The sequence below is a fragment of the Hymenobacter lapidarius genome (genome assembly GCF_001816145.1).
Lineage (GTDB): Bacteria > Bacteroidota > Bacteroidia > Cytophagales > Hymenobacteraceae > Hymenobacter > Hymenobacter lapidarius.
Genome location: NZ_MDZB01000163.1, coordinates 1 through 8,685 on the forward strand (window position 1 = coordinate 1; position 8,685 = coordinate 8,685).

Sequence of the window (8,685 nt, forward strand, 5' to 3'; positions counted from 1 at the left end):
GGCCGCAAGAGCCAATAGCCCGTAAAATTACGGCCCTGCTAGACTGGTTTATTCGACAACTTACTTATTATCAATTCCCTAAAATAGTAGGGTAGAGTGGGTTATCAGATAAGGAAACTGGTCGGGCCCGGCGCGGTCAAAGCAGCTCTACCGCTTCGTTGCAGCGAATCGGGAGCACTCACCACTGATTTTCTCCCGTGGTAGAGCTGCTTTGTCGGCGCGGACGCCGGCCTGGCCGGCTGGATGCTGGTCCGCTGGTTGCTTAGTTCAGCTTGGCCAGACCCGTCAGCAGGCCGGGCACGTCCATCTTCTTGCTCACCGTGCCGTCGCTGAGCTTGTATTGGTAGAGGGCGTTTTCCGTTTTGGTGTTCACGCTCAGCAGCAGGTTCTGCTCGTCGAACTTGCGCATCAGCGAGGACTGCGAACCGTAAATCAGCGGGAGGCCGGGCAGCGCGCCGCCGGAAGTTTTGGCGTTTAAATCCACCTTGTAGAAGCGGTAATTGGGGCCTTTGAACTCGTAGGAGTCGGTGGGGTCTTCGATGCGGGTGGTGAAGGCCAGCCCGTTGCCGAAGTGGTAGAGGCCCTTGCAATCTTTGCCGGTGGCCGCTTTCAGGTCGAAGAAGTAAGCGGGGTCGAAGCGGGTTTCGCCGGCCTTGATGCGCAGCACGCCGCTGGGCACGCGGGGGTTGCCGTCGCCCTGCACGTAGATGTCGCCGTTGGCATCCTTGCTGAAGCAGGAAATGGCGCCCGACGAAAACACCGTGCTGGTGCGCGGGTCCGAAATCAGCTTTTCCAGCCGGCCCGTGGTCAGGTCAATCACGGCCACGTGGGCCGAGTCGGTGAGGGCGCCAAACGAGGTGTTCTCGAAGTACACGGCCCAGAACAGCTTGCTGTCGCGCACCATCGAGCCCAGGTAGTAGGTGCTGCGGATGCCCGTCCGCCGCTGCAGGCGGGACAGGTCCACTTCGCCCGTTGTCACGAAAGTGGTGGGGTTGAACTTGACCAGCCGGGCCAGCCCGCCGCCCACCGAGGCATAGGCCTCCGTGTCGGAGATGAACTGCACGTCGGAGAAGGTATTGGCGCCGGGCACCACCAGCCGGCCGGCTTCCACGGGCCGCCCCGTGGCGGGGTCGAAGGTGTACTTGGTGAGCGTGGCCGGGGCGCTGAACTTAGACATGTACAGGTCCTTTTTGTAGTGCCACATGGCCGCGAAGCTGGCCTGCTCCTGGGCGTTGCGCGTGTCGAGAGTGGTGGCGTTCAGGTCGGCCAGGCCCTGGATGTAGGTGGTCTGGTTGGGGAAGGCGCCGCCCACGGTGCTCAGGGCGTAGTTCACGGCCACGGTGGGCTGCTCGCTTTTGGTTTTGTTCTTTTCGCAGGCCCCCAGCAGCAAGGTGGCGGCGGCCAGGGTGCCGGCCAGCAGGCGGCGGGAGAAAGTAGGGGTACGCATGGGTTGAATCAGAAAAGGGGTTAGAAAAGAGTTGAGAGAAATCAGCGCAGGAAGGCGCGCAGCTTGAGGTGGCCCGAGCGGCCGGGGCGCTGCACGTTGTAGTTGTCGTAGGCGGCCGCGTCGGCCAGGTTGTGGACTTCGGCACTGAGGGTGAGCCGTTCCCCGGCCAGGGCGTAGCTCAGTCCGGTGTTCTGCACCAGCTGGCTGGGAATGGTGGGCTTGGTGGCCCGAAAGCCGTCGGTGTCCCAGTACAGAAAAAAGGCCTGCACGTAGCCCGCCTGCCACCACAAACTGAGCCGGCGGCCGGCCCCGCCCACGTCCGCCTTGCTGAGCTGCACCTCGGCGTTGCCGAAGAAGAAGGGCGTGTTGGGCAGGCGGGCGTTGAAGTACTTGGCGTCGGTGCTGCCGCTCTGCGCCAGCGGGGTACGGCTCCGGATGTCCTGGTAAGTAGCGTTCAGGGCCAGGCTGAGCGCGGGCACCGGGGCGTAGCGCACGGCCGCCTGCGCGCCCAGCGTGCGGGCCCGCAGCAGGTTCTGGTTCTGGGTGTCGCGCACGGCTGGCGGCTGGTAGATGACGTCGCGGGCCGCCCGCACGAAGCCGCTGAGCTCGGCGCTCCACCGGGGGCGGGTGTAGGCCACTTCCAGGTTGCCATTGTGGCTGGTTTCGGCCCGTAGCGCGGGGTTGGCGCGCACCAGCACGCCGTCGCCGAACAGCTCGTACTCGTCGGGCAGGCGGGCGGCGTACTCGTAGCTGGCCTTCAGCACCCAGGCCGGAGCCGGCTGCCAGCGCAGCAACTGGTTGGCGCCCAGCCACTGCCGGTTCTGGCGGGTTTCCAGGTACTCGCCGCTGACCTGCCGGCCGAAGCCGCCGGAGCGATAGCCGAAGTACTTGGCGGCCGTGCTGCTACGCCAGCGCCCGTCGGCCCAGTCGTGCTCGTAGGCCAGACCGGCCACTAGCTTGGCCAGCGTGGTGGGGTCGCGGGCGTAGTCGCGCTCCTGCCGCCGGGCCACCACCTCGTCTTCGCCCCGCCGGAAGAAGTAGCTGCCCAGCACGTTGCCCACCAGCCGGCTCTGCGGGCCCAGGGCCTGCGTGGCGCTGAGCCGGACGGCGCTGGTGTGCCCCGTGAGGGCCAGCAGGCTGCCCACGCCGGAAATCTCGCCCGCGCTGAAGCGCCGCCGCTCGGTCACGGTGCCGTCCCAGTTGTAGATGTTGCGGCTGGTGTCGGTGAGGGCCCCGCGCACGCGGTTGTAGCCGGCGTAGGCCCGCAGGTCGAGACCGGGGCGCAGGGCCGTTTTTTCGTAACTCAGGGCCGTGCCGGCGCTGGTTTCGGCGTAGGAAGCTGCCCCATAGGCCTGCAGCATCTGCACGTTGTGCTGGAGCTGCCGGTCCAGGCCCGCGCCGAAGGCCGTCAGGGCCAGCTTGTCGGCCCAGGGCCGGTCCTGCCAGCCAATTTCCAGCCGGCCCAGGTGGTTGCGGAACCGGTCGTGAAAGCGGCGCACCGTGCGCGTTTCGGGCGTGCCCACCGGGCTTATCACCTCGGCCTGCACGGGGTAGTTGTTGGCTGAATAGTTGAAAAAGGCGTTGCCGGCCACGTACAGGCCGCCTTTGCCGGCCGCGTAGCGCCCGTTCAGCGCCGCCTTGTGGGTGTTGAAGGAGCTGTGCTCGTAGGAGGCGTCGGCGTAGGAAAATGCCTCGCGCCGGGTCATTACGTTCAGAGCTCCGCCCAGCGCATCGGCGCCCAGGCTCACGGGCGTCACGCCGCGGTAAACGTCCACACGCTCCAGCAAGCTCACGGGCAGCACGTTCAGGCCGAGCCCGCGGCCGTAGAATTCCAGCGGGATACCGTCCAGAAACACCCGCACCTGCTTACCCCCGAAGCCGTTGAGCGACAGGTTGGCATTGCTGCCCAGCCCGCCGTCCTGGCGGATGCGGACGCCCGGCACCCGGTTTACCAGCTCGGTGAGCCCGAAGGCCTGCCCGTAGTAGGGCCGCACGTCGAGCACGGCCACGGCCTGAGCGCTGCGCTGCAACGTGGTTGCTTCTGACTGGCCCTGCACCTGCACGGCACCCAGCTCTTGGGTGCTGGCGCGCAGAGCCAAGTCCAGTCGCCCGGGCTGCCCGGCACGCAGTTGCACCCGCCCGGTTACGGACTGGTAGCCCACCAGGCGAGCTTCCACGCGGTAAGTGCCCGCGCAGACCTGAAAACGGCCGGTGCCGGTGGCGTCAGCAGCCGTGCCTTCCCCGGTTTCGAGCACGCGCACGGTGGCACCGGGCAGGGGCTGGCCGGATTCCTGGTCTGTAATGCGCACGGTCAGCAACAGGGCGCAGGCGGTCTGAACGGCCGGCGCGCCACTGGCCCCGACCGCGCCCTGCCCGAAAGCAGGCGCTTGCCACAGGGCGCCCGCCAACAGCAGGGCCCAACGCCAACCACCTGTCAGACAGGTGGCCCGCGAAAATGGATACGGCATGAAAAAAGAAGGGTTCGCCGGGCAGCGTGGCACGCTGCCCCGGCCGTGACGAGGGGGCCGCGCCTACTGGCGCGACTCGTCAGGTGCCCAACGTGCCACGTCGGGCTAGCCCACGGGCGGGCCGCGCAGGGCGGCTCCAGGCAGCAGGTGCCGGGCCGGGCACACGGCAATGGCCTGGTGGTAAGCGGGGTAGCTGAGGCTCACCCACGGCTGGGGCACCAGGGGCGGCAGCGCGGGCTGAAAGGCCACGTCGTAGAGTTGCTCGACGTGGCAGTGCCGGTGCTGGGGCGAAACTTCGGCTTCCGGACGGTGGGCTTGGCGCACGGCCGCCCGGTGGGTGACTTCGACGGTGTGTTCGTGGGCGTGCAGGCTCAGCACGGCCGCTTCGGGGGCCATGACGCGCCCTAACAGCAGCAACAGCCACCATGCCCCCAACCTGCTACGCAAACGCTGCATTCACCTTCCCTTGATATTGAGCCCAAAGGTAGTCAGCAGAAGTGTATATGCAACAACATTGCATGTTAATTGCGCTGACCAACCGTTTGCGTCTCTCCAAGGGATTCGACTGTGGGCAGGCGAGGCGTCGAAGCAGGCCGGGCGACTTGGCGAAACGACCAGGTGGTGACCAGCAGCACCACGCTGGCGTAGCACACGTTCTCGGCGGCCAAGCCGTAGTAAATGCCGGGTACTCCCCACCAGCGCGGCAGCAGCAGCAACAGGGGCACAAACAGCGCCTCCCGGCCCACCGCCAGCGTCGTGGCCAGGCGCGCCTGCCCGGTGGCCTGGAAATACACGTACCCGGTGGAGGCCAGGGGGGTAATGAGCAGCACCAGCATCAGCAGGCGAAAGCGGGCTAAGTCGGCGGCCGCAAACGCGGTGGCCGGCAGCAGCAGCCCCAGCACGGGCGCGGGAAACAGCAGCGACGGCAAGCTGATAAGCAGCAGTAGGCCGATGCCGCCCAGGCGGAACACGCGTACCGCCTGCTGGCTGCGTCGGTACTGGCCGGCCCCATGGTTGATGCCCACGGTAGGCTGCAAGGCTTGCAATATCCCGAAGACGGGCAGGATGGAAAAGCTATACACCCGGTTCACGGCCCCGAAAAACGCCAGTTCGGCCACATTGCCGTAGTGGGTTACCGACTTAAAAATCAACACCTGCCGGCCGAACTGAGTGGCCTGCATCAGAAAAGCCGAGGAGCCGATGGCCAGGATTTCGCGGGTCAGGGGCCAGTCCAACCGCAGCCGCAGCGGCCCGAGGGCCAGCGGCGTGCGCCCGCGCAGCAGGTGCTGCAGGTTCAGGGCGGCGTAGAGCAGCATGGCCCCGCCCGTGCCCAGGGCCGCGCCGCGTACGCCCAGGTGCAGGCCCCGCACCAGCAGGGCCGCCAGCCCCAGGTTGGCCAGCACCGCCACGGCCGCGTAGGTCATGGCCTGGCGCAGCTGCCCCGTAGCCCGGATGAGCATGCTTGTGCTCAGCCCCAGCAGCGTAAAAAAGCTGCCCAGCACCAGCGTCTGGTAGTAAGCCGTGCCGTAGTCGAGCACGGCCCCGGTCGCGCCCAGCAGCTGCGCCCAGGTGCTGGCACAGCAGTAGCCAGCTGTGCTCACTACTGCTGCCAGCAACAGGCTCAGGGTGAGCAGCACGTTGAGCAGCTCGCGCTGCCGGGTAGGGTCGTCGGCCCCGAGGCTGCGGCTGGCCACCGAGGCCACGCCCGCTGAGAGTAACCCCACCAGACTGGACACAATAAGTGTCAGCGGGAACACCACCGTGAGGCCCGCCAGCGCGGCCGGCCCCACCCAGCGGCCCACTAGCACGGCATCCACCAGGGCATTAACGGAGACGATGAGCATGCCCGCAATGCCCGGCGGCGCGAGACGGCGCAGCAGGTGCCACAGGTTGTCGTGCAGAAAAGCGTGGGTCGTGGGTCGCACCGCGAAGGTCGGTCAGCGTCCGCGACGGAGCGGCACGTAATGGTGAAATGGGGGAAGTCCGGACGGGAACCTTAGCGCGGCAACTCCAGAATCATGCCCGCGTCGAGCAGGTCCTGGTAGGCGGCCTGCAGCTCCGGCCCCGGCAATTCGGCGCGGGTGCTTAGCCCATCGGCACGCCGCCACACGGCTTGGGTGGGCCCGCTTAGCTCGTAGGCCTCGTCCTCCTCCCCGGCCATGACGAAGGTGATGGTTTCATCCGCTCCTGCCTTGTCCCAGGTCAGCAGCCGCTGGTTGCGCAGGAACACCGGACCCGGCGCGTCGGTCAGCGGCAGCGCTTCCCGCTCCTCGCTGTAGAGCACGACACCCGGCGTCGCGGTCTGCACCGTCAGCGTACCCTGCGCGGGTACTTCCTGCACGGTGCCAGTTGAGCCGGGCAGGTATTCCACCACTCGTACGGGCACCGGTTCGGGGCCGGGATTGGTGAGCAGGGCCAGCAGGCCGCCCGTTGGGGTACGCGTGGCCGGGGCCAGGTGCAGCTCTTCCACGAAGAAAAAATCCTGAACTGCCGTGCCGGAGTGCTGCACCCGGCCGTCCACGTACAGCTCGGAGAGCAGGGTATAGCGGCCCAGGGGCGCGTCGGGGGCCACTGCAAATGGGAAGTAGTAGTGCCGGCCGGTCTGCATGCCTTCGAGCATGTCCACGAGCTGAGCGCGAGGCTGCCGCCCGCTCAGGTAGCTAGCCAGCACCAGCAGGGGCACGCTCTTGGGCAGGTGTTGGGCGGCCACGTCGGCGACTGGGCGGGCGGGCGGCGGACCGGGCAGGCCCAGCAGGTGGCCGTCGTGGAGCAGGGTTAGCTGGCCGTCGGGGGCCTGCACGCCGATGCGCACGTAGGGCATGATGTGCGCCTGCGTGAGCCGCGAAGCGTTGAAATTCCAGTGGATGGTGACCTGGCTGCCGCGCCGGGTGAGCCGGGGAAAGATGCTCATGCCTTGCGCAGGGCCAGCAGCCGCGGTTTGCTGTAGCGTTCGGGGTACACCTCAAACTACTTGCGCACGGTGTCTTCGCCCAGGTGGTCGTAGGTGGCTTCCAGCAAGGCTTCCAGGCGGGCCAGGTACTGCTGCCGGCTCTGCTCGGGCTGCTCGGCCCGCAGGCGGGCCTGCTCAGTCTTCTCCTGCCGGGTGGCCGGCAGGTGGTGCAGGTAGCGCTGAAAGTGCGTCTGGCAGAAAGCGTGGTAGGCGGGCGTAAACAGAATGAAGTTGTGCCACATCTCGTCGAGGATGAGCAAATCGTCGGGAATGAAGACGGGGTAGTGCTGGCTCAGGTAGAGAAATTTTTTGGTCTCCTGAAAGATGTCCCGAGCCTCGTTTTCGTCCACGGCCAGCAGGTCGGTGAAGCGGGAAACGATGTCGGGCTCCTCGTAAGCCAGCAGGGCATCCAGTAGCGGGGTGCTCATGACGGAACGTCCAAAAAACGGGCAGGGGCCGCGCACGGCCCCTGCCCGTTCGCTGGGTTGCTTACAGACCGACCGTGCAGTGGGTGCTGCCGCTGCAGTGCGACGAGCCGGCTGGGGCCAGGGCTTTCTGGGTCAGGATGCGGGCGATGAGGGCCTGGCGGGTATTCAGCTGTACTTTTTTCATGGCGGTAAAGAATGAGGGTTGGGTTGCCTACTCGGTCCAAGGTTTTCGGCGGCGCCTTATTGTTGCAACAACACCCAAAGCTAGTCAGGAATTCCTCACATGAAACAAAGATGCATATAAGAAAACATCATAAATACTTTATTAATTTACTCAGCATAATAAAATTTGGGGAAAGGCAAGCCGGTACTACTGTGAAACGCAATTTAGTTGCATTTAAAAATGACCGCCAAAAAGCCTTTCCCATGCCGTACGCCACGGTATTCTAGCTGAAGGGTCTGAGAAGGCGGGCTAAGCCGGCTGGCACTCGCGGCACACGCCCCCGAGCAGGTAATCCCGGGTGACAGCTTCGAACTTGGCGGGCAGCGTCACGGCCGGGATGGTGACCTGATTGAGGCAGTAGATGTGCAGGCAGTTGGTGCATTTAAAATGCACGTGGTTGTCGAAGTGCGCATCGGCGCTGCATTCGATGGAGCAGGCTGCGTAGCGAACCACGTCGGTGGTGTCGATGACGCGGTGAATCAGGCCGCTGTCCTCGAATGATTTCAGCGTCCGATATAGGGTGATGCGGTCGGTATTAGGGGGCAGCTGCTGTTCAATCTCGCCGCCAGACAGCGCGTAGGGCGATTCGGCCAGCACTTGCAATACGGCCCGCCGCACCGTGGTTTGGCGCAGACCGTGCCGGGTCAGGGATTGCGAAATACGGTCGGTGGCGGGCATGAAGCGAAGATGGAGAAAGGCGAACCGCTGCTTGCCAGCAGGCAAAGCACGGCGGCGTACGAGTAACAGGCGTAAAAGTAACGAAGTTGCATTGAGGGTGTATGCTGAGTCTCGAATAACTCCTCCCGTTGCCGATTGCGGCTTGATTTGACGCGTCAGCCCTTGTGTTGATGAAAGCGACTAATCAGCTCCAGCGGGGCATTGCTTTCCCCACGGCCCCAGTGACCTGGTTACAAAAATTCAAGGGGGGGGGGGGGTGGAGTATACCAGCTCTTTGCAGAAGTATTTGGGGCGCGCAAGAGCGAGGACAGAAATTCCCATTAGGGAGAGCATCAAAAAGTATGGGGCAGTCTCGGGGGTAACGGTCTTCTGGCGTAACTTGAAAGTGCCTTTCTATCGGTAAACGCCATGCCTCAACCAGCTGCTGCTGCTATCTTATCCGGTATTGACCGGCTGGCGGCGGTCTACCAGCTCAAGATTCATTTGCTGGG

8 protein-coding genes are annotated in these 8,685 nt (G+C 65.1%); all 8 read right to left on the minus strand.

Features of this window, described 5'->3' with window-relative positions; genetic code table 11:
- Nucleotides 1–262 precede the first annotated feature (262 nt).
- The gene (locus BEN47_RS18515; RefSeq protein WP_070730608.1) at nucleotides 263–1,447 is read right to left on the minus strand and encodes a DUF4374 domain-containing protein; all 1,185 of its coding nucleotides are present in this window, start codon (nucleotides 1,445–1,447) and stop codon (nucleotides 263–265) included.
- Between the two features lie 41 nt (nucleotides 1,448–1,488).
- Entirely contained in the window at nucleotides 1,489–3,915 is a 2,427-nt protein-coding gene (locus tag BEN47_RS18520) for a TonB-dependent receptor domain-containing protein (protein WP_083322584.1), read from the minus strand.
- Between the two features lie 105 nt (nucleotides 3,916–4,020).
- Entirely contained in the window at nucleotides 4,021–4,311 is a 291-nt protein-coding gene (locus BEN47_RS18525; protein ID WP_070730611.1) for a hypothetical protein, read from the minus strand.
- Nucleotides 4,312–4,436: 125 nt separating this feature from the next.
- On the minus strand, nucleotides 4,437–5,840 hold the full coding sequence (locus BEN47_RS18530) for an MATE family efflux transporter (RefSeq protein ID WP_070730613.1): 1,404 nt from the start codon (nucleotides 5,838–5,840) through the stop codon (nucleotides 4,437–4,439).
- A 71-nt stretch (nucleotides 5,841–5,911) separates the two neighbouring features.
- Entirely contained in the window at nucleotides 5,912–6,826 is a 915-nt protein-coding gene (locus BEN47_RS18535; RefSeq protein WP_070730614.1) for a hypothetical protein, read from the minus strand.
- A 56-nt stretch (nucleotides 6,827–6,882) separates the two neighbouring features.
- On the minus strand, nucleotides 6,883–7,293 hold the full coding sequence (locus BEN47_RS18540; RefSeq protein ID WP_070730616.1) for a UCP032817 domain-containing protein: 411 nt from the start codon (nucleotides 7,291–7,293) through the stop codon (nucleotides 6,883–6,885).
- Between the two features lie 61 nt (nucleotides 7,294–7,354).
- Nucleotides 7,355–7,477 (minus strand): hypothetical protein, encoded by a 123-nt coding sequence (locus tag BEN47_RS22565; protein WP_262490419.1) that lies wholly within the window; start codon nucleotides 7,475–7,477, stop codon nucleotides 7,355–7,357.
- 288 nt (nucleotides 7,478–7,765) lie between these two features.
- Complete coding sequence (locus tag BEN47_RS18545; RefSeq protein ID WP_070730618.1) at nucleotides 7,766–8,194, minus strand: Fur family transcriptional regulator; 429 nt, start codon at nucleotides 8,192–8,194, stop codon at nucleotides 7,766–7,768.
- Nucleotides 8,195–8,685: the final 491 nt, after the last annotated feature.

Excerpts from the sequence above, each read along its gene's own strand:
- BEN47_RS18515 (WP_070730608.1), bottom strand. The coding sequence starts at position 1,447 with ATGCGTACCCCTACTTTCTCCCGCCGCCTGCTGGCCGGCACCCTGGCC.
- BEN47_RS18520 (WP_083322584.1), bottom strand. The coding sequence starts at position 3,915 with ATGCCGTATCCATTTTCGCGGGCCACCTGTCTGACAGGTGGTTGGCGT.
- BEN47_RS18525 (WP_070730611.1), bottom strand. The coding sequence starts at position 4,311 with ATGGCCCCCGAAGCGGCCGTGCTGAGCCTGCACGCCCACGAACACACC.
- BEN47_RS18535 (WP_070730614.1), bottom strand. The coding sequence starts at position 6,826 with ATGAGCATCTTTCCCCGGCTCACCCGGCGCGGCAGCCAGGTCACCATC.
- BEN47_RS18540 (WP_070730616.1), bottom strand. The coding sequence starts at position 7,293 with ATGAGCACCCCGCTACTGGATGCCCTGCTGGCTTACGAGGAGCCCGAC.
- BEN47_RS22565 (WP_262490419.1), bottom strand. The coding sequence starts at position 7,477 with ATGAAAAAAGTACAGCTGAATACCCGCCAGGCCCTCATCGCCCGCATC.
- BEN47_RS18545 (WP_070730618.1), bottom strand. The coding sequence starts at position 8,194 with ATGCCCGCCACCGACCGTATTTCGCAATCCCTGACCCGGCACGGTCTG.